Source organism: Paeniglutamicibacter psychrophenolicus, assembly GCF_017876575.1.
Lineage (GTDB): Bacteria > Actinomycetota > Actinomycetes > Actinomycetales > Micrococcaceae > Paeniglutamicibacter > Paeniglutamicibacter psychrophenolicus.
Genome location: NZ_JAGIOE010000001.1, coordinates 1,972,747 through 1,995,909, shown reverse-complemented (window position 1 = coordinate 1,995,909; position 23,163 = coordinate 1,972,747). Strand labels below are relative to the sequence as shown.

At 66.2% G+C, this 23,163-nt stretch carries 24 protein-coding genes; 14 read left to right on the top strand and 10 right to left on the bottom strand.

Features of this window, described 5'->3' with window-relative positions:
* Genes paaC through paaA form a run of 3 tightly spaced genes read right to left on the bottom strand, consistent with a single transcriptional unit; the run spans window position 1 to window position 2,144 of the window.
* Window positions 1-861 carry a 1,2-phenylacetyl-CoA epoxidase subunit PaaC gene (gene paaC, locus JOF46_RS08930; protein ID WP_209906996.1) on the bottom strand — a complete coding sequence of 287 codons (861 nt, stop codon included), beginning with the start codon at window positions 859-861 and terminating at the stop codon, window positions 1-3.
* Complete coding sequence (gene paaB, locus JOF46_RS08925) at window positions 858-1,151, bottom strand: 1,2-phenylacetyl-CoA epoxidase subunit PaaB (RefSeq protein WP_209906995.1); 294 nt, start codon at window positions 1,149-1,151, stop codon at window positions 858-860. The genes paaC and paaB overlap by 4 nt, the downstream gene beginning before the upstream one ends.
* A 3-nt stretch (window positions 1,152-1,154) precedes the next feature.
* Complete coding sequence (gene paaA, locus JOF46_RS08920) at window positions 1,155-2,144, bottom strand: 1,2-phenylacetyl-CoA epoxidase subunit PaaA (protein WP_209906994.1); 990 nt, start codon at window positions 2,142-2,144, stop codon at window positions 1,155-1,157.
* 716 nt (window positions 2,145-2,860) lie between these two features.
* On the opposite strand from paaA, the gene JOF46_RS08915 reads away from it, so the two are divergent.
* The 5 genes from JOF46_RS08915 to JOF46_RS08895 all read left to right on the top strand — a co-directional run bounded on the left by JOF46_RS08915 (window position 2,861) and on the right by JOF46_RS08895 (window position 6,410).
* A complete protein-coding gene (locus tag JOF46_RS08915) occupies window positions 2,861-3,895 on the top strand; it encodes a methionine ABC transporter ATP-binding protein (RefSeq protein WP_209906993.1) in 1,035 nt (344 codons plus the stop codon).
* The gene (locus JOF46_RS08910) at window positions 3,886-4,605 is read left to right on the top strand and encodes a methionine ABC transporter permease (RefSeq protein ID WP_209906992.1); all 720 of its coding nucleotides are present in this window, start codon (window positions 3,886-3,888) and stop codon (window positions 4,603-4,605) included. The genes JOF46_RS08915 and JOF46_RS08910 overlap by 10 nt, the downstream gene beginning before the upstream one ends.
* A gap of 96 nt (window positions 4,606-4,701) precedes the next feature.
* On the top strand, window positions 4,702-5,616 hold the full coding sequence (locus JOF46_RS08905; RefSeq protein ID WP_209906991.1) for a MetQ/NlpA family ABC transporter substrate-binding protein: 915 nt from the start codon (window positions 4,702-4,704) through the stop codon (window positions 5,614-5,616).
* A gap of 121 nt (window positions 5,617-5,737) precedes the next feature.
* The gene (locus tag JOF46_RS08900; RefSeq protein WP_209906990.1) at window positions 5,738-6,040 is read left to right on the top strand and encodes a hypothetical protein; all 303 of its coding nucleotides are present in this window, start codon (window positions 5,738-5,740) and stop codon (window positions 6,038-6,040) included.
* A gap of 46 nt (window positions 6,041-6,086) precedes the next feature.
* Window positions 6,087-6,410, top strand: coding sequence for a hypothetical protein (locus tag JOF46_RS08895; protein ID WP_209906989.1), 324 nt, complete (start codon window positions 6,087-6,089; stop codon window positions 6,408-6,410).
* 109 nt (window positions 6,411-6,519) lie between these two features.
* Here the strand turns inward: JOF46_RS08895 and JOF46_RS08890 are convergent, their stop codons facing one another.
* Entirely contained in the window at window positions 6,520-6,948 is a 429-nt protein-coding gene (locus JOF46_RS08890) for a DoxX family protein (RefSeq protein WP_209906988.1), read from the bottom strand.
* Window positions 6,949-7,210: 262 nt separating this feature from the next.
* Here JOF46_RS08890 and JOF46_RS08885 point away from each other — a divergent pair, with 262 nt between their 5' ends.
* Window positions 7,211-8,014, top strand: coding sequence for a polysaccharide deacetylase family protein (locus JOF46_RS08885; protein ID WP_209906987.1), 804 nt, complete (start codon window positions 7,211-7,213; stop codon window positions 8,012-8,014).
* A 116-nt stretch (window positions 8,015-8,130) separates the two neighbouring features.
* On the opposite strand, the gene JOF46_RS08880 is transcribed toward JOF46_RS08885, so the two are convergent.
* The 3 genes from JOF46_RS08880 to JOF46_RS08870 all read right to left on the bottom strand — a co-directional run bounded on the left by JOF46_RS08880 (window position 8,131) and on the right by JOF46_RS08870 (window position 11,960).
* Window positions 8,131-8,889 (bottom strand): amino acid ABC transporter ATP-binding protein, encoded by a 759-nt coding sequence (locus JOF46_RS08880; RefSeq protein WP_342592407.1) that lies wholly within the window; start codon window positions 8,887-8,889, stop codon window positions 8,131-8,133.
* Entirely contained in the window at window positions 8,886-10,292 is a 1,407-nt protein-coding gene (locus JOF46_RS08875) for an amino acid ABC transporter substrate-binding protein/permease (RefSeq protein WP_209911767.1), read from the bottom strand. The genes JOF46_RS08880 and JOF46_RS08875 overlap by 4 nt, the downstream gene beginning before the upstream one ends.
* 234 nt (window positions 10,293-10,526) lie before the next feature.
* Window positions 10,527-11,960 carry a serine hydrolase domain-containing protein gene (locus JOF46_RS08870; RefSeq protein WP_209906986.1) on the bottom strand — a complete coding sequence of 478 codons (1,434 nt, stop codon included), beginning with the start codon at window positions 11,958-11,960 and terminating at the stop codon, window positions 10,527-10,529.
* A gap of 140 nt (window positions 11,961-12,100) precedes the next feature.
* Between JOF46_RS08870 and JOF46_RS08865 the strand changes: the two genes are divergently transcribed.
* From JOF46_RS08865 to JOF46_RS08855, 3 genes are all read left to right on the top strand, one after another.
* Window positions 12,101-13,729 (top strand): alkaline phosphatase D family protein, encoded by a 1,629-nt coding sequence (locus tag JOF46_RS08865; RefSeq protein WP_209906985.1) that lies wholly within the window; start codon window positions 12,101-12,103, stop codon window positions 13,727-13,729.
* Window positions 13,730-13,883: 154 nt separating this feature from the next.
* A complete protein-coding gene (locus JOF46_RS08860) occupies window positions 13,884-16,046 on the top strand; it encodes a S9 family peptidase (protein WP_209906984.1) in 2,163 nt (720 codons plus the stop codon).
* Window positions 16,043-17,089 carry a GNAT family N-acetyltransferase gene (locus tag JOF46_RS08855; RefSeq protein ID WP_209906983.1) on the top strand — a complete coding sequence of 349 codons (1,047 nt, stop codon included), beginning with the start codon at window positions 16,043-16,045 and terminating at the stop codon, window positions 17,087-17,089. The genes JOF46_RS08860 and JOF46_RS08855 overlap by 4 nt, the downstream gene beginning before the upstream one ends.
* Here the strand turns inward: JOF46_RS08855 and JOF46_RS08850 are convergent.
* Window positions 17,086-17,256, bottom strand: coding sequence for a hypothetical protein (locus JOF46_RS08850; protein ID WP_209906982.1), 171 nt, complete (start codon window positions 17,254-17,256; stop codon window positions 17,086-17,088). The two genes, JOF46_RS08855 and JOF46_RS08850, sit on opposite strands and share 4 nt — an antisense overlap.
* A 51-nt stretch (window positions 17,257-17,307) precedes the next feature.
* Window positions 17,308-17,691, bottom strand: a complete 384-nt coding sequence (locus tag JOF46_RS08845; protein ID WP_209906981.1) for a ClpX C4-type zinc finger protein — start codon at window positions 17,689-17,691, stop codon at window positions 17,308-17,310.
* A gap of 154 nt (window positions 17,692-17,845) precedes the next feature.
* Between JOF46_RS08845 and JOF46_RS08840 the strand changes: the two genes are divergently transcribed.
* On the top strand, window positions 17,846-19,093 hold the full coding sequence (locus tag JOF46_RS08840; protein WP_209906980.1) for an MFS transporter: 1,248 nt from the start codon (window positions 17,846-17,848) through the stop codon (window positions 19,091-19,093).
* A gap of 62 nt (window positions 19,094-19,155) precedes the next feature.
* Here the strand turns inward: JOF46_RS08840 and JOF46_RS08835 are convergent, their stop codons facing one another.
* On the bottom strand, window positions 19,156-19,431 hold the full coding sequence (locus JOF46_RS08835) for a hypothetical protein (protein ID WP_209906979.1): 276 nt from the start codon (window positions 19,429-19,431) through the stop codon (window positions 19,156-19,158).
* Window positions 19,432-19,774: 343 nt separating this feature from the next.
* Here JOF46_RS08835 and paaI point away from each other — a divergent pair, with 343 nt between their 5' ends.
* The 4 genes from paaI (at window position 19,775) to JOF46_RS08815 (ending at window position 23,108) form a co-directional block, all read left to right on the top strand.
* Complete coding sequence (gene paaI, locus JOF46_RS08830) at window positions 19,775-20,215, top strand: hydroxyphenylacetyl-CoA thioesterase PaaI (RefSeq protein WP_209906978.1); 441 nt, start codon at window positions 19,775-19,777, stop codon at window positions 20,213-20,215.
* A gap of 50 nt (window positions 20,216-20,265) precedes the next feature.
* Window positions 20,266-21,588, top strand: a complete 1,323-nt coding sequence (locus JOF46_RS08825; RefSeq protein ID WP_209906977.1) for a phenylacetate--CoA ligase family protein — start codon at window positions 20,266-20,268, stop codon at window positions 21,586-21,588.
* Window positions 21,589-21,700: 112 nt separating this feature from the next.
* Window positions 21,701-22,318 carry a TetR/AcrR family transcriptional regulator gene (locus JOF46_RS08820; protein ID WP_209906976.1) on the top strand — a complete coding sequence of 206 codons (618 nt, stop codon included), beginning with the start codon at window positions 21,701-21,703 and terminating at the stop codon, window positions 22,316-22,318.
* A gap of 88 nt (window positions 22,319-22,406) precedes the next feature.
* Window positions 22,407-23,108: a nicotinamide mononucleotide transporter gene (locus tag JOF46_RS08815; protein ID WP_209906975.1), complete on the top strand. Its 702-nt coding sequence runs from the start codon at window positions 22,407-22,409 to the stop codon at window positions 23,106-23,108.
* The last annotated feature ends 55 nt before the right edge of the window (window positions 23,109-23,163 follow it).

Genomic DNA, 23,163 nt, shown 5'->3' with positions numbered 1-23,163 from the left:
TTACCAGGTGGCGCCGGGGTGCTTGCGCGCCAGCACCTGCATCTCGGCCAGGATGAAGCCGAGGTGTTCGGAATGCTCGCCGCGCCGTCCACGGGCCATTGCAAACGGAACGGTGGGCAGCTCCAGTTCGGCGTCCCTGAGCACGGCGGTGAATTCCTCGTCCCAGGCCGCGCGCAGCGAGGAGGGTGCCACTGCGGCATCTCCCAGGGCGTCGATGAGTTCCTCGTCCTCGAACATCTCCCCCACGTAGGGCCAGAGGATGTCCAGGGCGTGGCGCATCCGGCGGGCCGATTCCTCGGTGCCCAGGCCCAGGCGCAGGGTCCAGGCGATGGCGTGGTCGCGGTGGTAGTCGACCTCCTTGACGGCCTTGGCGGAAATCGCCGCGATGGTCTCGTCGCTCGACTTCAGCAACGCGGTGTAGAGCAGGTGCTGGTAGATGGAGATGATCAGCTGGCGCACGATGGTCACGCCGAAGTCGCCGTTGGGCTGTTCGACGATGTGCAGGCAGCGGAACTCCTCCTCCTCGCGCCAGTAGGCCAGGTCGTCCTCGGTCTTGCCCCAGGCCTTGGCGGCGTACGAGAGGAAGGAACGGGCGTGGCCCAGCTGGTCCAGGGCGATGTTGCCCAGGGCGATGTCTTCCTCGATCTCCGGTCCGCGCGAGATCCAGTGCGAGAGGCGCTGGGCCAGGATCAACGCGTCGTCGCCCAGGCGCAGCGCGTATTCGGCGACCTGCTCGTTGGGCTTGTCCTGCGCGATGGCGATGTCCTCGGGGCGCAGGGCGTTGCCCGGGGTGACGCGGGTGGCCGAGGCCGTGGCGTCGCCGAAGGAATCAAGCGAATGGTCGATGTCGTGTGCGCTCACAGGTGCTTCACGCCCTCACTCTTGGTGTAGTACGTTGCGTGGCGGTAGTCCTTGCCCTGCGGGGACTCGAAGTACATGCCCTTGGCATCGGGGTCCGAGGCGATGATGTCGGTGCTGGCCACGACCCACAGTGAAATGCCTTCGTTGCGGCGGGTGTACAGGTCCCGGGCGTTCTTCAATGCCATCTCGGAATCGGGTGCATGCAGCGAGCCGGCGTGGACGTGCGAGAGCCCGCGCGAGGAGCGGACGAATACTTCCCAGAGCGGCCAGGTTCCGTGTGTTTCGGTCATGAGTTATGCAACCTCGGTCTTTCGAGCCATCTTTGCCGCGTAGGCCGCGGCAGCTTCGCGCACCCAGGCGCCTTCGTTGTGTGCATCGCGGCGGCGCTGCAAGCGCTGTGCGTTGCAAGGTCCGTTGCCGGCGATGACGGCCTTGAACTCCACCCAGTCCAGTTCCATGTGGATCCAGGTCCCGGTTTCCGCATCGAAACGCAGCTCCGGGTCCGGAAGGGTCAGGCCCAGGACCTTGACCTGCTCGACGATCATGCCCACGAAGCGCTGGCGCAATTCGTCGTTGGAGAAGCGCTTGATCTTCCACGCGGTGGACTGGCCCGAGTTCGGGGAATCGGAATCCGGCGGGCCGAACATCATCAGGGACGGGGCGTAGAAGCGGTTGATGGCATCCTGTGCCATCTTCTTCTGTGCCTGCGTGCCGTTGGCCAGCTCCAGCAGGATCTCGAATCCCTGGCGCTGGTGGAAGGATTCTTCCTTGCAGATGCGCACCATGGCACGGCCGTAGGGGCCGTAGGAGGCGCGGCACAGCGGGACCTGGTTGGCGATGGCCGCGCCGTCGACCAGCCAGCCGATCGCGCCCATGTCGGCCCAGGAGCGTGCCGGGTAGTTGAAGATCGAGGAGTACTTGGCCTTGCCCGTCATCAGCTGCTCGTTGAGTACGTCGCGCGGGGTGCCCAGGGTCTCGGTGCCCGAATACAGGTAGAGTCCGTGGCCCGCTTCATCCTGCACCTTGGCCATCAGGATGGCCTTGCGCTTCAGGGACGGGGCCCGGGTGATCCAGTTGGCTTCGGGCTGCATTCCGATGATCTCGGAGTGCGCGTGCTGCGACATCTGCCGCGTCAGGGTCTTGCGGTATGCCTCGGGCATCCAATCGCGCGGTTCGATGCGCGAATCGTCGGCAATGATCTGGTCGAACCGATCCTGCCCTGCTTGCTCCTCAGGAGAAAGTACCGCGGATAGCGATCCGCCGCTTTCTTGCTGTGCAGCCATAGTGCTCACCTCACTGTGACAAAGAATTATTTACTGACCGTTCGTTCAATATATGCGGGCGACCGCCTTTTCGTCAATCACCGACCCGATTTCGGCGGTTGTCCTGTCTCACTACAAGTGAGGCATCTGGTGTTTTTGTCTCACTACACCCGAGGCATCCGGGTGTTTTCTCATTACACCGGGCGCCATGGGACGCACGTTGCTGGAGTACGACTTTCGGGCCAGGCTTAATCGTCCTGCTGGTTCCCTCATTTTTAGGGAGCAATTTTCCTCTGTCACGACCAATGACCTTCTGGCGCGTCGTTGGATGACTGACTTTGAAAACTCACCACTGATTCGTCGCACGGCAGCCTATACGGGCCCGGCTCTCCGAGTTGCCTCAGATGCAATGAGGCAAACCGGGACAATCCGCCACACCCGTAATAAGGCGGAACAGCCGTTGCGGCGGCCGATAGCACGCCCGGGCACGACGCCGCTCGAACATGACGGAGAAAGTCTGCATCGATGCCGCCACCGTCAGCCTGACACCGACGCGGCCTGGATTGGAAACGTGCAGATGACGCAAGAAGTCGTTCCGTTCCACCGTGTGACCGACCCATGGCGCGCGCCTTTTCCCCCGGAACACAATGGTTCATCCCCCGGCGTCGACCGCCGGACCTGAAACCGAACACCCGATGGCACCCCACGGTGCCACGCCAGCACGGAGAGCCAAACGCATGATCAGCCTGAAGAACCTCACCAAGGTCTACGGACACGGGGACAACTCCGTCACGGTGCTCGACGGCCTCGACATCGAGGTCGCCACCGGCCAGATCCTTGCCGTCGTGGGCCCCTCCGGCGCCGGCAAGTCGACCCTGGCCCAGTGCATCAACCTGCTCGAACGCCCCACCTCCGGGCAGGTCATCGTCAACGGCGAAGACCTCGCACGCCTCCCCGAACGCAGGCTGCGGGTCGCCCGGCGCCGGATCGGCACGATTTTCCAGTCCGCCAGCCTGCTCTCGCGCCGCACCGCGGCGCAAAACATCGCCCTGCCGCTCGAATACCTCGGGGTGACCCCGGCAGAGACGAAGGCGCGGGTTGCCGAGCTGCTCGAACGCGTCGGGCTTTCGCACCGCGCCAACCACTACCCGTTCGAGTTGTCCGGCGGTCAGCTCCAGCGCGTGGGCATCGCCCGCGCCCTGGCGCTGCGCCCCTCGGTGCTGCTCTCCGACGAGGCGACTTCCGGCCTGGACCCGGAAACCACCCGCTCTGTCGTCGCGCTGCTGCGCCAGCTGCGCGACGACCTGGACTTGGCGGTCGTGTTCATCACCCATGAAATGGACACCGTGCTGCACGTGGCAGACTCCGCGGCCCGGCTGGAGCACGGACGCATCGCCGAACAGGGCTCCCTGGTGGACCTGCTCACCGACCACGACTCGATCCTGGGCCGGGCCCTGCAGCCGCAGCTGTCTTCGGCCGATCCGGCGGCCGGATCACGGGCCTGGCACGTAACCTACGATTCGCGCTCCGTCCCGGCGGACTGGCTGCAGCGGATCTCGGCCGACCTCGGCGAGCCTGCTGCCCTGTTGGCCGCCACCATCCAGTCCATCAGCGGGACCAGCACCGGCAACGCGACCGTCGGGCTGCGCTCCCCCGAGCGGCTGGCAGCCGCGGCCTTCGCCCGTTACGGGCTGCGCGCGGTCCCCCGCGCCGCCGCCGCGCATCCATCCGCACCCGCAACCCGATCCACGGAGGAACTCCAATGGGCCTGAACATTTCCGCCGCGGTGCAGATCCGCGCTCTGGCCGACACTCCCCTGCCGGAGCTTCCGGCGTTGCTGCTCCCGGCCCTGGGCGAGACCCTGGCCATGGTCGGCATCGTGATGCTGGTCGTCGTCTCCCTGGGAACCCCGATCGCCGTCGCCCTGCACAACATGGCCCCCGGAGGGCTCTTCGAACACCGCGGCACCTATTCGGTGCTCAGCTGGATCGTGAACATCGGCCGGTCCCTGCCGTTCCTGGTGCTGATGGCCGCGATCGTCCCGTTCACCCGCTTTGTCACCGGGACCAACATCGGCGTTGCCGCCGCCGTTGTCCCCATGTCGCTGGCCGGCATCCCGTTCTTCGCCCGGCTCGTGGAGAACTGTTTGCGCGATGTCCCGCGCTCGGTCACCGCCGCGGCCCGGGCCTCGGGCGGCTCCCCGCTGCAGATCATCCGCAGCGCCCAGCTGGGCGAGGCCGTCCCGGCGATCCTGGGAGGACTGACCATCAACACCATCGCGATGATCGAGTACTCGGCCATCGCCGGGACCATCGGCGCCGGCGGCATCGGCTATGTTGCCGTCACCTACGGCTACCAGCGCTTCGACCAGACGGTCATGCTGGCCACCGTGCTGCTGCTGATCGCGATGGTCAGCATCGTCCAACTCGGCGGAGACGCCCTGGTCAAGGCCACCACACCGCACCTGCGCCGCCGCCCCTAGCCAACCCGGCACCGCGCCGCTCCCGGGCCCAGGCAATCCTCCTGCTCCCGACCAACATTCGTTTCTTCACTCCCGCCCCCGAAAGGCAGTTCCCCCATGACCATCACAGATCCCGAGACCAAGCCAGAGACCGATTCCCACGGCTTCACCATCCAAAAGCACAAGAAGTGGCCCTGGACCCTCGCCGCCATCGCCCTGGCCGCAGCCATCACGGCGGGCGCTATCATCGGCTCCAACGCGGACACCCAGTCACCGAACACCGTTGCCGGGGCCACGCTGACCGTGGTCACCGCCGAGGGCAACCACGCCGAGCAGGCCCTGGTGAACTTCGTGGCCGAAAACGTTGCACCCAAGTACGGCATCAAGGTGGCCTTCAAGGGCCTGGCCGATTCGACGACGCTGAACCGGGCCGTATCCACCGGCGAGGTCGCCGGAACCATCTACCAGCACAAGCTCTGGCTCTCCCAGGTGCTGGAGGCCAATCCCGACTTCAAGCTCGCCGCGGCCACCCCGGTCTTCCGCTGGGGGTTCGGGATCTGGAGCGAGAAGTACAAGTCTGTCGACGAGATCCCGGACGGGGCCACCGTTTCCCTGTACTCCGACCCCGCCAACGAAGCACAGGGCCTGTGGCTGCTGGAGCGCGCCGGGCTGATCAAGCTCGACCCCTCGGTGGACAAGTGGAAGGCCACGCAAAAGGACATCGCGGAAAACCCCAAGGGCATCAAGTTCAAGTTGCTGGACTTCGCCGCCCAGTCGCGTTCCCTGCCGGACCTTGATGCTGCGGTTGGCTACACCGAGTACTACGTCTCGGCCAAGGTTCCGCTGACGCAGCAGATCTTCGCCCCGGCGGCCCCCGACGAATTCGCCGGGCAGCTGACCATCGGCACCGAGTACGCGGACAGCGAGAACGTGAAGAACCTGGTGGCGGCATTCCAGGACCCCGCGGTGCAGGAGTTCCTGCGCACCGACCCGTCCGTCAAGGACCTTTTGATCCCCATCGACGCCAAGTAGGCATCCGGCGCAGCAGTCAGGATCCACTGCCTTTGCACCAGGTGTTATCCCGATTTCTGCCCCGCAAAGAAGATCCACGGTTCGAGGCCGACCGGGCCGCTGACGGGAATGGCATGGTGCCATGAGCGCTCAATCCATGCGCGGCACCGAGCGGTTGCTGCGGTTATTCGTGGCAGTGGCAATCATTGGCGGGCCGTTGGGCTACCTGGTCGGAGGATTCCTGGCACCGGCCATCCATACCCCTGGTCCGGCAACCATTGCGGCGAACACCGCGGCGAATCCGGCCATCAACGCGATGCACAGGGCAGCCTTCATGGTGGCCTCGTATCTGCTGCCGGTCGGCGCGGCGGGCCTTGGCTCTCTTGGATACCCGCGCAACCCTCGCCTCGCCCTCGCTGCCGGGACGTTGGGCGTACTGGGATGACTCCCGTTCTCGGCGCTGACGGCCCGGGACGACCTGGCCCGATACCATGGGACAACTTACTCCCGGCGGGGACCTCGGCGCGTTGCTGGATGCCTTCACCAACGATGCGGTCATGGCGACCTATCTGGTCGTCTATGTCGTCTTCCATTTGGTGGCGTACGTGATGTTCGGCATCATCCTGGGCCGGGGCCGCATCATTCCACGCTGGGCGGCATGGGCGATGGCGGCAAGCAGTCCGTTGACGGTTGCGGCCTTTGCCTTCCGTTCAAGCGCCAGGACCACCGTCGGCGTCGTTGCCCTGGCGCTGTTGCTGGCCGGCAGCTTGCCCGCGGCTCTCGCCATGGCAGCGCCATTGCGGACCGGGACGTAGCGCCGGCCTCTCCGCCACCGAATGCCCCCGGACAGCAAGCAGCAACGCCCTGGGGCACCGGAGAATTCCGGTGCCCCAGGGCGTTCCTTGCTGGGATTGCGAATGCCGGCTATGCGGCGATGCGAGAGGGAATGAACCGGTCCACGGACATGCGGCCCGGGCCCATCAGGGCGATGGCTGCAGCGCCTGCGGCCAGGGCAAGCACAAGCTCGAAGCCGCCGGCCTCGACGAACACGCCCGCGGGAGCGTGCACCAGGAACAACGCGCCGAGCATGTTCACGGTCAGCAACATGGCGAAGATGCGGGTGAGCACACCGAGGACCAAGGCGATGCCGCCGACGATTTCGAGGGTTGCAATGACGGGGGCCACCAGGCCGGCTGCGGGCACCCCCATCTGGCCGAATGCGGCCGTGGTGCCGTCCAGCGTGAATTGGAAGTACTTCTGCCATCCGTGGGCGGCGAAGAGGAAGCCGATGACGATGCGCAGCGTGATCTGTGCGGCGGTCACCAGTGCGGGGTTCTTTACTGCAGTGTCCATGAAGATTCCTTGTGTCGTTTCGTAGCAAACCAGACATCGGCGTGGACGTCGGTCGCGGCGGACCTGTTCATCCGGTCCGAAAGCTCGCATCCACCATGGCACAACTTTACTTGAATCTTCAAGTGATGTGAGATACGCCTCGCGACACAAAACGAAACACCCACCGGTGCCGGGGGGCGGACTCCCGGGAAGCCGCGGCGCGGTGCCACGCATCAGGGATCCGTTGTGCATTCTCGCAGGTTGGTTTGAGAGGATGGTCAGCATGATTTCTCGCTCCACGGCTTTTCGTTTTCTCCTTGTTCCGGCACTGGCCCTCTCCTTGGCCGGCTGCGGCGCCCCTCTCAGTGCGCACTGGCAGGGATTTCCGGCGAAGGCGCCGTCAGAACCGGGTGCAACCGCGGAATCCCAGGACGCGCCCGGCGCCCAGAACGCGCCCGGCACCCAGGAAGGGCCTGACTGCGCCGAGGTCAAGTGTGTGGCGCTGACCTTTGACGACGGGCCCGGTCCCTACACCGAGTCGCTGCTCGATGTCCTGGACAAGCACCATGCCAAGGCGTCGTTCTTCCTCATCGGCAAGGACGTCGCAAAGTTTCCCGATACCGTGCGGGAGGAATTGGCCAGGGGGCATGAAATCGGAAACCACACTTGGTCGCACCAGGACCTCGCCAAGCTGTCCCCGGCCGCCGCCCAACGCGAACTCAGCAAGGCGGACGAGGCCATCAAGAAGGCGACCGGCGCCACCCCGACGTTGATGCGGCCCCCGTACGGCACGATTACCGAGAGCCTGAAGAAGGCCCAGCCCGTGCCCGTGGTGTTGTGGAGCGACGATACCCTGGACTGGAAGACCCGTAGTACCAAGAAAACCGTCAAGGCGGCCGAGGACATCAAGCCCGGCTCCATCGTCTTGATGCACGACATCCACAAGTCCACGATCGATGCCGTACCGAAGATCCTCGAGGACCTGGGGGCCCAGGGCTACCATTTCGTCACTGTCAGCCAGCTGATCGGCCAGCCCAAGCCCGGAGTCGGCTACGAGACCGGCCAGCATCCGGGGACGAAGAATTGAGCCGTCCGGCCAACCGCCGGTGAATACACGAAAGCCCGCGTCGCCGCGCTGGATTCCGGAAAGGGAACCACAGGGGGCAACGCGGGCTTTCACCGCTACGTGTGAAGGACTCCCGCCTAGAGGACCTTGGAGAGGAACTCCTTGGTGCGCTCCTGCTGCGGGTTGCCGAACAGTTCGTCCGGCCGGCCCGACTCGCAGACCACTCCTGCGTCCATGAAGATCACCCGGTCCCCGATTTCCTTGGCGAAGCCCATCTCGTGGGTCACCAGGACCATGGTCATGCCCTCGGCCGCCAGGTCGCGGATGACCTGGAGCACCTCGCCGACCATTTCCGGGTCAAGGGCGCTGGTGGCCTCGTCAAAGAGCATGATGCCGGGGTTCATGGCCAGCGCGCGGGCGATGGCCACACGCTGCTTCTGGCCGCCGGAGAGCGATGCCGGGCGGGCGTCTGCCTTCTCCTTCAAGCCCACGCGGTCAAGCAGCTTCATGGCCTGGGCGCGGGCCTCGACCTTGGTTGCCTTCTTCAGTTCCACCGGGGCGAGCATGATGTTCTCGGCCACCGACATGTGCGGGAAGAGGTTGAAGTGCTGGAAGACCATGCCCACGTGGCGGCGGACCTCGTTGATGTCGACCTTCGGGTCGGTGACGTCGAAGCCGTCGACGATGACGTGGCCGGCGGAGATCTCCTCCAGCTTGTTCAGGCAGCGCAGCAGCGTGGATTTGCCCGAGCCCGAGGGACCGATCACGCACACCACCTCGCCCTCGGCGATTTCCACGTCGATGCCCTTGAGCACCTCGTTGGCGCCAAAGGACTTGCGCAGTCCCTTGACGGTGATCTTGGCTGGCTTTTGTGTTTCAACCGGTGATGCACTCACTTGTTGAACCTCCGATCGGCGTAGTTTGCCAGTTTGGTCAGGGCCATGACGGCCACGAAGTAGATGACGCCCACGATCAGCAGGGTCTCGGTGACGCGGAAGTTCGCCGCGTAGATCTGCTGGCCCTGGTACAGGAGCTCGGCGAAGCCGATGGCCAACAGCAGCGAGGAGTCCTTGAGCATGATGATCAGCTGGTTGATCAGGGAAGGGGTCATCATCTTGAACGCCTGCGGGACCACGACCTTCTGCATGGATTTGCCGTAGCCCAGGCCCAGCGAACGCGAGGCCTCAAGCTGCCCGGGGTCCACCGACTGGATGCCGCCGCGCACGATCTCCGCGACGTAGGCGCCGGAGTTCAGCGACAGCGTCAGCACGCCGGCAACCCAGATGTTGATCGGCTGCCCGGTCAGCTGCGGGAGGCCGAAGTAGAACATGAAGGCCCACAGCAGCAGCGGGGTGCCGCGGAAGATGTTGACGAAGGTCGTGGCGATTCCGCGCAACACGATGTTGTGGGAGATCTTCATGAACCCGGCCAAGAGGCCGATCGCCATGGCAACGGCGAAGGAAATGATCGTCACCAGCAGCGTGTTTTTCAGGCCGCTCATCAGGGCCGGGAAGGACTTGGCCAGCAGGTCCAGGAAGGTGGTGGGTTGTGCGGCGGTCGGATTGGCCAGGTACTTGTCCAGGATCTTCTGGTAGTCGCCGTCGGCCTTCAGCTTGGCCAGCCCGTCGTTGAAGGCGGCCAGCAGGGCGGTGTTCTTGCCCTTGTTCACGGCGAATCCGTAGGAGCCGCCGGGGACCTTGTCGGTGACTGTCTTCAGCCCGTTGTTCTGGGCCACGCCGTAGGCGAGCACCGGGTAGTCGTCGAAGACGGCCACGGCGGAACCGGATTTGACGGACTCGTACATGGTTGCCGATTGGTCCAGGGACTTGACGGTGAAACCGTACTGCCCGGCAATCGACTTGGCGTAGGCCTCGCCCTCGGATCCGGTCTTGGCGACCACGGTCTTGCCCTTGAGGTCCTCATAGCCCTTGATGGTGTCGTCGTTCTTGGCGACCGCCATCTGGATGCCGGACTCGAAATAGGGTTCCGAGAAGTCGTAGACCTGCTTGCGTTCGTCGGTGATCGACATGCCCGCGATCACGCCGTCGACCTGGTTGGAGGTCAGCGCCTGCAATGCGGCGTTGAATCCAAGGGAACGGATCTCGACCTTGAAGCCCTCGGCCTCGCCGATGGCGCGGACCAGATCCATGTCGATTCCGGTCAGCTCCCCGTTCTCGCGGAACTCAAAGGGAGCGAAGGTGGTGTCTGTGCCGATGACGAAGGTCTTGCCCTCGACACCGCTGTCGGCCGGGGCCGCCATGGCGGCTCCGGCGCCGCCGAACACCAGGAACATGCCCATGACGGCGGCAATCACCACCCTGGGCCAGGTCCTGGGACCTCGAGTCGTTCTGGACGTCTTCAAAAGTCGTTCATCTCCTTGGTTGCAGGTTCCGCCTCCGTGGTGCGAGGGCGCTAACACGGGTCAAAGCCTAGATGCTGATGGTGGCCCATGGCACCATCCACGCGGGACGTGCACCGGTTTGCTCCGGCATTGTTGCCCGACCGTGACACTGCGCCGGGTTCCATGCCCCGATCAGCCGGCCGGGGCCCGCAGCACCGCGGGGGCGTGGAAGTCCGATGCACGTTCAAAGAGCATGCCGCCGGGTCCGCGCATCGTCAATGCTCCCGCCACGTCGAACTCGAAGCGGATCGCTTCCCCGTACCCGGAAAATCCGTTGGGATCGACGGACCGGAGGGTGGACTCGTCCACGAATTCCAGCGGCACGGTGGTCTCGACGGCGACGGGTGCCGCCGGATTGATCCAGTACAGTTTCCCGCCGAGCTCCGCGATGTCCACCACGCCCCACAGGGCGGCAAACCGGCCGGTGAAGCGGAGCAAGACCTCTTCATCCACCCCGGCGAGGGAATCGGGCGTGGGTTTCTCGGCGAGCGCCGCGAGGGCAAAGAGCCGTTCGCCGTATTCGGTGGCCGGCCCGTCGATGGCGTTGGTCAGCATGCTGAGCACCACCTTGGTCTTGGGAACCGCCCAGGTGCGGGTGATGTGCCCGGGGTAGCCGCCGCTGTGCCCGAAACTCCTGTGGCCGGCAACGTCCTGGATGATCAATCCCAGCCCGTAGCCGCGCCCCGGCGCCCCGGAGTCCTCGGCCTTGCGCTGCATCAGGCGCTTGGAGTCATCGCCCAGTACACCGGTTCCGGATCCCACGAAGTGGGAGGAGAAGTACCTGGCCATGTCCGAGGCCGTGGAGTAGAAGCCCGTGGCGGCTCCCAGCGCCCGGGTGTGGAGGTGTTCGATCCGGGTGCGTCCCGTCAGGGCGCCGTGGTCTCCGGCGAGCGCGAGCGTCCCGTACCCGGCGGCGAGCTCCCCCTCGCGTGCGTCGAGGTCCGCGCCGGTGTCGCGCAGCTGCAGGGGTGCCAGGATGCGCGTGTCCACGAAGTCGGCGAAGGGAAGTCCCCCTGCCGCCTCGACGAGCGGGCCGAGCAGCCCGTACCCGATGTTCGAGTACTTGAAGTGTTCGTTGCGTTCGATCACCTTCCCGGTTGCGGCACCCTGCAGCAGTTCCCCGGCACCGGGGAACGCCCGGCCCAGGGACCAGAAGTCGGCCTCGGCCCCGTCGCGGGTGATCCCCGCGGAGTGGGAGAGCAGTTCGCGCACTCTCACGTGCTGAACCGGGCTGCCGGCCAGCGGTGCAAGCCATTGGCCCAGGGTGTCCTCGAGGCTCAGCTTGCCTTCCTCGCGCAGCAGCATCACGGCGGTGGCGGTGAAGGTCTTGGAGTGCGAGGCGACCCGGAACAGGTGCCCGTCGGTCATGGCCTCTTCGGGGTCGATCCGTGCGTACCCGCCGCTGAAGGCCCCGAGGATTTCCCCGTCCACGGCCACGGCCGCCTGGTAGCCGGGGTGGCGCGACAGCGCACGGTCGTATTCAAGGTTGCCCGGCGCATAGGCCAGCACCGACTTCCAGATGTCCTTGGTGGATTGTTGCCCGCCGGTCCCGTGCGCTGTGCCCATGAAGCCATCCTGCCACCGGGTGGCAGGTGGTCGACGTATTGGCTCCGCACGGCACGGCAGCCGGCCGTTCCGGCAAAGGTTCGACGGAGGTTAACCGCGGCGCAAGGTTCCGGTTTCCGGGGTGCTGTTGGCTGGGGTCCATGGATATCTCCCCGCTCCCGAATCGCCGCTCGCTCCTGAAGGGCGTCGGCGCGCTCTCCGCCCTCGCCGCAACCTCCCTCGCCGCGCCCTCCGCCCTTGCGGCGCCGCGTCCCTCCGCTGTTCCGCTTCTCGCCCGCCGGCTGACCCTGCCCTCGGGCATCTCCACCGGGGATGTCTCCACGAATTCCGCTGTCCTGTGGTCACGCGCCTCCGGACCGGGGCGCCTGCACGCCACCCTGCGTGCCGCCGACGAGGCGGGCCAGCCACTGGCGGGGCGCTTCGCCCGCACGGTGAATCTCGCCGGTTCGCGGGCGCACGCCGGCACCGACTTCACGGCCAAGATCAATGCGCGCGGTCTGCCCGCGGGAACGCGCTTCGACATGGAACTGTACTTCGAGGACGAATCCGGCCGGCGCAGCGAAAGCGGCACCGGTTCCTTCAGCACCGCTCCGGCCCCCGGCAAGGGGCGCAACCGCGAGTCCGCGGCGCAGAGCTTCGTCTGGACCGCCGACACCGCCGGACAGGGCTACGGCATCAACGAGGAGATCGGCGGGATGCGCGGCTACGCGGCCATGGCGGCGACGAAGCCCGATTTCTTCCTGCACTCGGGCGACACCATCTACGCGGACGGGCCGATGTCAGCGCAGATGACCGAGCCGGACGGGAACATTTGGCGCAACGTCATCACGGAGGAGGTCTCCAAAGTCGCCGAGACGCTCAACGAATACCGCGGCCGCCACCGCTACAACATGATGGATGCCAACCTGCGGGCCATGTATGCCCAGGTCCCGGTGATCGCCCAATGGGACGACCACGAGACGGTCAACAACTGGTACCCGGGCGAGATCATCGACGATCCGCGCTACACCGTGCGCGACGTGGACACCCTGGCGGCCCGCGGACGCCGGGCATGGCAGGAATACATGCCTATCGCCGACGCGAGAGCCCTGCGCCCGGGCACCGGGTTCGAACCTGCCCGCATCTACCGCCGGATCCGTCGCGGGCCGCACCTGGACGTGTTCGCCCTGGACATGCGCTCCTACAAGGGTCCGAACACCGCGGGCATGGAAACCCGGGAGACCCCACTGCTGGGCGAGGAACAGCTGCAGTGGCTGGTCCGCTCGCTGCGCGACTCGGACGCGACATGGAAGGTCATCGGCAACGACCTGCCGCTGGGGCTCATCGTGCCCGACGGGAAGGCGCAGGAGTCGATCTCCAACGCCGAGCACGGAGCCCCGCTGGGCCGCGAGCTAGAACTGGCCCGCCTGCTGGCGGCAATCAAGAAGCACGACATCAAGAACGTGGTGTTCCTGACCGGGGACGTGCACTATTGCGCCGCCCACCACTACTCCCCCGAGAGCGCCGCATTCTCCGACTTCAACGAGTTCTGGGAGTTCGTGGCCGGGCCCATCAATGCCGGTTCCTTCGGGCCCAACGCCCTGGATGGCACCTTCGGCCCGCGGGTCGACTTCCAGCAGGCCGGACCCACCATGGCCTCCCCGCGTTCGGGAGAGCACCAGTACTTCGGCCACGTGGAGATTCCCGACGACGGCTCCGCCTTCACGGTGAAGCTGATCAATGCCAACGGGGCCGTGCAGTACACCAAGACGCTGACCCGGCAACGCTGATCCATATCAATCCCCAACAAGGGAGCGGTCCCAAGGTCGAACGGGGCCCGGGACCGCTCCCTGTGCCGTCGCGGGCCGGCGCCCGCGCTGCGGTTTTGTCCGCGTTGGGCGAAGCCATGGGCCCAATGGGCGTCACGTCGGATTGAATGGAAGCATGAGCCACGCCGAGCACGCACTCCCCGCCCCGCAGACCCCCAAGGTCCCCACCGTTCGCACCCACCACGGAGATGCCTTCACCGACGACTACGAATGGTTGCGGGACAAGGACAGCCCCGCGGTCCGGGCCCACCTTCAGGATGAGAACGCCTACGCCGAGGCGGTGACCGCCAACCAGGAACCGCTGCGCGAGGCCATCTTCAACGAGATCAAGGCGCGCACCGTGGAAACCGATCTTTCGGTCCCCGCCCGCAAGCGCGGATGGTGGTACTTCACCCGCACCGCCGAAGGCTCCCAATACGCCATCCACTGCCGCGTGGCAGCCACCGACACCGGGGACCTGGCCGCGGACTGGACGCCTCCGGCCATCGAGGCGGGTGTGGCGATCGCCGGGGAACAGGTGCTGCTGGACGGGAACAAGGAGGCCGAGGGCAAGCCCTTCTTCTCCCTGGGCGGGATGGCCGTCAGCGAGGACGGCACCCTGCTGGCCTACGCCCAGGACAATGCCGGGGACGAGCGCTTCACCCTGCGTCTCAAGGACCTCGCCACCGGGGCGCTGCTCCCGGACACCATCGAAAACGTGTTCTACGGGCTGGTGTTCTCCCCCGACGGAACCCGGGTCTTCTACACCGTGGTCGACGAGTCCTGGCGCCCCCACCAGATCAAGGCACACACCCTGGGCACCGACCCGGAAACCGACGTGGTCATCTTCCAGGAGGACGACCCGGGCATGTGGCTGGGCTTCGACCTCTCCGCGGACCGCACCGAGCTGTTGGTCTCCATCGGCAACTCCGAGTACTCCGAGACCCTCACCCTGGATTTGGCCGACGAGCGGGCGGTCCCGGTGATGCTGGTCTCCCGGGAGCACCGCATCCTGCACACCGCGGACCCCGTCACCCTGGAGGGGCGGCGCGCCTACGTCATCACCCACGACCGCAAGGCCCTGAACAACATGGTCTCGCTGCTGCGCGCCGACCAGCTCGCCCTGCCCTACGCCCAGCAGCGCTGGGACACGGTGATCGAGCACCGCGACACCGTCAAGGTCGAGGGCACCGCCGCCACGGCCACCCACCTGGTCATTTCCGTGCGCAAGGACACCACCGAACGCATCCAGGTCCTTCCGTTGGCAGGCCTGGGCACCGAATCCCAGCTCCCGGCCGTGGAACCGGCATTCGACGAGGAGCTGTACACCTGCTCGCTGGCCAACGCGGAGCTCGAGGCGCCGATGATCCGGCTGTCCTACACCTCGGACTTCACCCCGGCCCGCGTCTACGACTACACCCTGGCCGACGGCACCCTGTCCCTGCGCAAGCAGACCCGGGTCAACAACTACGACCCGGCCAACTACCGCGCCACCCGCGAATGGGCCACCGCGGCGGACGGCACCAGGATCCCGCTGACCATCCTGCGCCGGGCGGACATCACCAACGAGTCCCCCAACCCGGTGCTCGTCTACGGCTACGGCAGCTACGAGATGTCCATGGACCCGGGCTTCGGCATCCCGCGGCTCTCGCTGCTGGACCGCGGCGTCGTGTTCGTCATCGCCCACGTGCGCGGCGGCGGTGAACTGGGCCGCCAGTGGTACCTGGACGGGAAGAAGCTGACCAAGAAGAACACCTTCACCGACTTCGTGGACGCCACCAGGCACCTGCTGGAAACCGGTTGGGCGGACCCGGCGCGCATCGTGGCCCTGGGTGGATCGGCCGGCGGGCTGCTCATGGGCGCGGTGGCCAACCTCGCCCCGCAGCTCTACGCCGGCATCATCGCCCAGGTGCCCTTCGTGGACGCGCTGACCTCCATACTGGATCCGGATCTGCCGCTCTCGGCATTGGAGTGGGAGGAATGGGGAAACCCCATCGAGGACAAGGACGTGTACGACTACATGAAGTCCTACAGCCCGTACGAGAACGTCGCGGCCCTGCCCTATCCGAGGATCGCGGCCGTCACCTCGCTGAACGACACCCGCGTGCTGTACGTGGAGCCGGCCAAGTGGGTGGCGAAGCTGCGCGAGGAAACCACCGGGAGTGCCCCGATCGTCATGAAGATCGAGATGGACGGCGGGCACGGCGGGGCCTCGGGGCGCTACGAGGGTTGGAAGACCCGCGCCTGGGACTACGCCTTCGCGCTGGACACACTGGGCCTGAACCCCGAAGGCGCATGAGCACACCGGAAATAACCCGCACGTCCGGCGCGGGGTTCGCCATGAACCCCGCGTTCCGGGCGCTGCTCACCGCAGCCTCCGACGCCACCGGCGCACGGCTCGATGCCCTGGCCGCACAGGTCGCAGACCTGGAACTGCTGGTGGTGCCCGGCCCGCAAGGCGACCCGCTGGCATTGGCCGCATACCGGCGCATCGATGGTTTCGCGGTCGAGATCGAATACCTCGCCGTGGCCCCGGGGCTGCGGCACCAGGGGGTTGCCACCGCGCTGGTGCGGCGGATCCGGGCGGACGAGGCCGCCATGGTCATCGCCCGCGCCGATGACGACGCCGTCGGCTTCTACCGGGCCGCAGGGTTCCACGCCAGCGCTTCCCCGGCCGATTCCCGCCGGCCTTCTCGCCGCCGCTACCTCTGCGTGTTGCCCCACCTGCCGCTGCTGCGCAACCCCGTGCCGGATGACGGTTCCGTGGAGTGGATCCATGGCGAACCGGTCCCGGCCCCCGTACGGGTTGTTCCGCCGTCGGCATCCTGGCCGCAGGATTTTGCCGCGCTCGCCGGGTGCCTGCGCGATGCCCTGGGTTCCCGGGCGCTGGCCATCGAGCACCTGGGTTCCACTTCGGTGCCGGGGCTTTGGGCCAAGCCGGTCATTGACGTGGTGTTGACCGTCGAGGCTCCCGGGGTTGAAGAGCACTATGTGCCCCGGCTTGAGGCGGCGGGTTTCGTCTTCCGCCTCCGTGAGCGCAATTGGTACGGCCACCGGCTGCTGGTTTCCGGATCCGGCTCCGGGCTGCCGGCTGCCAACATCCATGTCTTTGCCCCGGGCTGCCCCGAGACCGCACGCATGGTCGCGTTCCGCCAGTGGCTGCGCACGCATCCGGCCGACCTGGATGCCTATGCGCGCATCAAGCGGGCGTCCGCCGAGCGGATCAATGAACGCGGCGGCGGTGCCGGGCTGGTGATGGACTACAACCGGACCAAGGAACCGTTCATCCGCGACCTCTACGCACGGATCCTGCAAGGGCGCCCGGGGCCGGAGGAAGGCTAGTCGGCCTCTTCGCCCGCCGCCCGGGACCGCTCCGGGGCGGTTTCCTTGGCGCGGGCCAGTGAAATGCCGTCACGCACGGCGGCACGGATGACGAAGTACAGGGCGTACAGCGCCACCAGCGCAAACACGATGGCCAAGACAAGGGCCGAGAGCATGCTTGCATCCATGGCCCGATCCTAGCGGAACCCCCTGGCCCGGTCGCGGGGATGCGCCGGCGTTCAGCCCTGTGTATCCGCCATCGGCGGTTCGTGGCCCTTGGTCCGATGGTTGCCGGGCTGCTTGAACCGTTCCCAGGCCGATTGCCGTGTCATGGCCAGGGCCTCGCCCACGCGCGCCCAGCTGGCGCCCTTGTCCCGGGCGACGCCCACCCACGCGGCCAAGCGCTGCTCGACCTGCGCGGCCACCGCGGAAATCCGGGGCAACAGCTCCAGCACCTGCTCCCGGGTCATTTCGAGCCACGGCTCGGAGGCGACCCCGCCGGCATGCAGGGAAGCGCAGTTTTCCGTGCAGTCGGAACAAATGGCGACACCCGGCCCATAGGCAAGCTTGCCGCAGGCTTCCCGGGAACGCCCGCAAAAGCTGCACTGGCCGGTATCCGCCATCCGGTCGGCCGGTTCCTTCATTGCCCCTGTATCGCTCACATCCCAACACTACGTGATCAACGGGGTTGCACCGTCAGGCTTAACCTGACAGTGTGTCAGGAATTACCTGACATGATCGAGAGGCACCCCAGTGAGTCCGGCACCAGCACGAACAGTGGCGAAAAGGCAGGGAAACCCCGCGGCCTTCGGCAGGCTCCTGGCGTCCAACGCCTTCGAGTCCGTGGCCGACAACGCCACCCGAACCCTACTGCCGGTGATCGCCGTGGCAAGCCTCGGCGCGGGCACGGCGGAGGTCGGCCTGCTCAACGCCCTGGGACTCGGGGCCTTCCTGGTCCTGGGACTGCCGATCGGCGCCCTGGTCGACCGGCTCCCCAAGCTCCGTGCCATGCGCGCTGCGGACCTCGCCCGGGCCGCACTCACCCTGTCGATCCCGCTGCTCTTCCTGCTGGGTTCCCTGGACACGTGGCATTTGCTGTTGGCCGCCGCACTGCTGGGCATCGCCGATGTCTTCTTCACCTCGGCCAGCGGGGCGCTGGTCCCATCCCTTGTGGGGACCAACGAACTGGGTGTCGCCTATGCCAGACTCCAGCGCGTCTCCAGCCTGGCCTCGATCGGCACCCCGGCGGTGGCGACCGCGGGGTTGAAGATCCTCGCCGCACCGCTGGCCCTGGTCCTGGGCAGCGGTGGATACCTGTGCTCCGCACTTTTGCTGCCCCGAACCACCGGCCACGTCCCACCCCCGGCAACCGGGCCACGGCAGCGGTTCTGGCACTCGATCGCCCAAGGATTGTCGATGGCCGTTCGCCATCGCTCGATGCGCGCGCTGCTGCTGTCGAACATGCTGCTCAACGCCGCAGCGATGCTGGGAAACTCGGTCCTCGCCGTCTTCGTGATCTCATCGCTGGGGTTTTCCGCCGCATCCTTCGCCTTGGTCGGGACCGTCTCGGCAAGCGGCGGCCTGGTTGCCTCGCTTGTTGCCCCGCGGCTGCTCGTGCGCATGGGCATCGGAAGGCTGAAGATCGCGGCATCGCTCGGCTGCGTGCCGGCGGTTGCGGCCCTGGCGCTGGCCGAAATCCTTCCGGGTCCGACCCTGGCCTGGGTGGCCGCGGAGTCATTCCTCTGGGCCTTCATGCTGGTGCTGGCCACCGTCGCCGGCGCCGGGGTCATCCCGCAGCTGTGCGAGGAATCGCTGCTTGGCACGGTCATGGCCGGCAACCGATTCTTCACGCTCGGGATCATGCCGCTTGCCAGCATCGCCGGGGGTATCGCGGCATCCACCCTCGGGATCCAGCCGGTGCTGTGGGCGTGGGCGTTGCTGGCAGGGTTCTCGGCCCTGCCCATCCTCTTCTCCCCGCTGCGCACCTGGCACCAGGGCCCCGAACCCCAGGGAACCAACGCCTGAGACGCAGGCATCCGCCGACGCACGGATGCGCCGGCGGATGCACTGGAGGCAAAGGACCCCAGCTACCCCTCTTGGTGGTGCAGCTTTTCCGAGATGTCGATGCTTGGCTTCATGGCCAGGAAGGTTGCCAGCAAAGCCAATCCCCCGCCGATCCATGCGGTCAGCGCCGGGACATTTGCCCCGTTGAAGTGGCCCAGCCAGGGCAGGATGATGGCCAGGATGGAAGCCAGGACCTGCCCGATCTCGATTCCGTACAGGTTTGGCCCGGCCAGGTTGACCACCCCGACAGCCAGCAACAGCACACCGGAGATGATCAGCATCGACACCGAATTGCCCATGCCCTCCGACCATATGGGCGTCAAGGCCATCACGAGCCCAACGACCACCACGACCCAATCTTCCCAACGCCTGAATCTACGCATCGGACTTCAACTCCTTTGATGCCACGTACTTGCTCCTGTCTTCAGTCTGGGCCGGGTGCGCCGTGGCGTGTAGGGGCTTTCGTCCCGCAGGTGCATTCGGGCCCGACCCGGCGCTCCTCGTTGGACGCTTGGCTCGGTTGGGTCCTTGATGACGAATGGATGTCGCCCGAAAACTCGGGATTCCAGCCCTCCCGTCTTGACTTATCTCACATTTCAGGATTACCTAATGATCGTTCGGTAAATAACTGAGAGGCCCTTCATGAGCGACACCGGCGTCGATGCACCCCTGGCACATCCCCTGCTGAAGAACGACTATGCCTCCGAGTGGATGGGCATCGAGGTGCTCAAGGTCGACGACGGGCACGCCACGATCACCATGAAATTGCGCAAGGAAATGCTCAACGGATTCGGCATCGCCCACGGAGGCATGATCTTCGCCTTCGCCGACACCGCCTTCGCGCTCTCCTGCAACCCGCACACCGGCTCGGTCGACACCATGACCGTGGCAGCGGGCGTGGACATCAACTTCCTCAAGCCGGGCATCCCCGGCCGGACCCTGACCGCCGTGGCCAACCGCCGCCAGCAATCCGGGCGCAGCGGAATCTACGACATCCAGATCTTCCAGTCCGTCCCCGATTCCGAGGACGAGGTGCTGGCCGAATTCCGCGGCCGTTCCCGCACCATCCCCAGGCCCTCCTAGGGCCAGACCTTTACCCCTCCCAAAAAACCCATCGCATGTAAGGCCACGACATGACCCAGACCTCCACCCGGATCGAACTGCCCAACCCGTTGGACCCGGAAGAAACCATGAGCCGCGACCAGATCGAATCGATCCAGCTCACGCGCCTGCAGGACACCCTGGCCTACGCGTACGACAGGGTTCCCCTGTACAAGGAAAAGTACGATGCCGCCGGCGTGCACCCGAGCGACCTGAAGGAACTGGCGGACCTGTCCAAGTTCCCGTTCACGGAAAAGGAAGACCTGCGCAAGACCTACCCGTTTGGCATGTTCGCCGTTCCGCAGCACGAGGTCGCCCGCATCCACGCATCCTCCGGCACCACCGGCCGGGCCACCGTGGTCGGCTACACCCAGAAGGACCTGGACGACTGGGCCAAGATGGGCGCCCGCTGCCTGCGCCTCTCGGGCGTGAAGCCGGGATGGAAGGTCCACAACGCCTACGGCTACGGCTTGTTCACCGGCGGGCTCGGTGCCCACGCCGCGGCCGAGCGCCTGGGCACCACCGTGATCCCGATGTCCGGCGGCCAGACCGAAAAGCAGATCACGCTGATCCAGGACTTCGAGCCCGACGCGATCCTGTGCACACCCACCTACCTGCTGACCATCGGCGATGCCATGCAGCGGGCCGGGATCGACCCGCGCAAGACCTCGCTGAAGACCGCGGTTCTCGGGGCCGAGCCGTGGACCGAGGAAATGCGCCACGAGCTCGAGGTCATGTTCGACCTGGACGCCTGCGACATCTACGGCCTGTCCGAGGTCATGGGCCCCGGCGTTGCCGGCGAGTCCAACGAGACCAAGGACGGCAGCCACATCTGGGAGGACCACTTCCGCCCGGAGATCATCGACGCCTTCGACGAGACCCGGGTCCTGCGCGACGGCGAGCACGGCGAACTGGTGTTCACCTCGCTGACCAAGCAGGCCCTGCCGATCATCCGCTACCGCACCCACGACCTCACCCGCCTGCTGCCGGGCACCGCCCGGCCGGGGCACCGCCGCATGGGCAGGATCACCGGGCGCAGCGACGACATGATCATCCTGCGGGGCGTGAACCTCTTCCCGTCGCAGATCGAGGAGATCGCGTTGCGGGTGCCGGGACTTTCCCCGCACTTCCAGCTGGAGATCACCCGGCCGGGCCGCATGGACCAGCTGGCGGTGCGCATCGAGCGCCGCGAGGACTGCGACGCCGACCGCGCGATCGCTGCCGGCAGGGAACTTGCCAGGGAAATCAAGATCCATGTCGGTTCGTCCTGCGAGATCGACGTCGTGGACCCCGGTTCCCTGGCCCGTTCCTCGGGCAAGCTGCGCCGCATCTACGACCTGCGCGAGAAGAAGTAGGTCGACCACCGCCGCCCGAAGGGGCGGGCGATGGGCACGCCACCGTCCGCCCCTCCAGGCGGCATCCAGGCCCGGCTTTACGGACCGACCGTTCGTGAGAGAATGAGGAATCATGACTGCCAGCGTTACGAACTCCTCACCGACCAAGCGCGGTCGACCCGGATACGACCAGGAATCCGTCCTCTCGATTGCCGTGGAGGTGTTCAACAAGCACGGCTACGACGCCACCTCCATGGGCAAGCTCGCCGAGAACCTTGGCATCAGCAAGTCCGCGATCTACCACCATGTCCCCTCCAAGGGCGACTTGCTGCGCCTGGCCCTCGATGAGGCGTTGGTTCCGCTCGAGGCCATCGCCGAGGACGAACGTGCCAGCGTGGGCACCGCCGAGGAACGCCTGAAGTTCTTCCTCCGTTCCACGATCCGGGTCCTGGTCAAGCGCCAGCAATACGTGACGCTGCTGCTGCGGCTGCGCGGGAACACCGAGATCGAGCGCGATGCGCTCCAGCGCCGTCGCGCCGTGGACCGCAAGGTCTCTGACCTGGTGGTCGAGGCCCAGCAGGAAGGCTCGCTGCGCAGCGATATCGACCCGCGCACCACCACCCGCCTGCTCTTCGGCACCATCAACTCCCTGGTCGAATGGTTCAGGGAAGATGGAAACGTCACGGCCGAAGAGGTCGAGGAGCATGCCATCACCATGATGTTCGACGGGTTGCACCAGAACGGCCAATAGGGTTCACCACCTCAAGTCGCGCTACGATCAATAGCTGAGGCACCGCACCGCCCCCACCGATTTTCTTTGTGAATAGGCAGCATTCTTCGTGGACGAACTTTTCTACAATCTCTTCACCCAGGCCCCCGGAACGGATTCCGGAACCCAGGTGGCACTCTTTGCCCTCTCGGCACTGCTCAGCTGCATCGCCATGGTGGTGCTTGCCCGGCGCAACGACCTGGGCTGGTGGGCACAGGTCCTCGCGGTCTTCGCCGGACCGCTGGTCATCGCCCTGCAATTCGAGGCGTCCCTACTCGCCTATGCCGTGCCGGCCCTGCTGGCGGCGGCCTTCGGCCTGTGGCGCTTCTCCAAGTTCGAAATCTCCGGGAGGTTCGGACGCAAGGTCATCCAGCGCGGGTTCAGCGTCAAGTCCCTGCTGATCGGCGTGCTGCTGGTGCTGGTGTTCACGGCCCTGCGCATGGGCCGCATGCTGACTTCCGGGTTCATCTTCACGGAGGGAACCTCGGCCTTGTGGATCTCCTTCGCGGCCGAGGCCGCGCTGATCGTGTCACTTCTCGGCATCGCGTGCGGTTACCGCTGGGCATGGCTGGCCAGCACCGCATCGGCCATCGTCTATGTCGCCCTGCTCTTTGACACCAACCCCGCCCTCGCACTGCTCGGCGTCACGGTCTTCCAGGCCCTGGCCGGAATCTACGGCTGGTTCGCCTGGCGCAACCTGCCCACCCAGGCCTCGATGGAAGCCGATGCGACTCCTGGCGCGAAGTACCCGCCAAGCCCGTACGCCGCTTAGGCACAGGCGCGTTTTTTCGTCACGGCAATGGTCCGGAACCTGTTGGTTCCGGGCC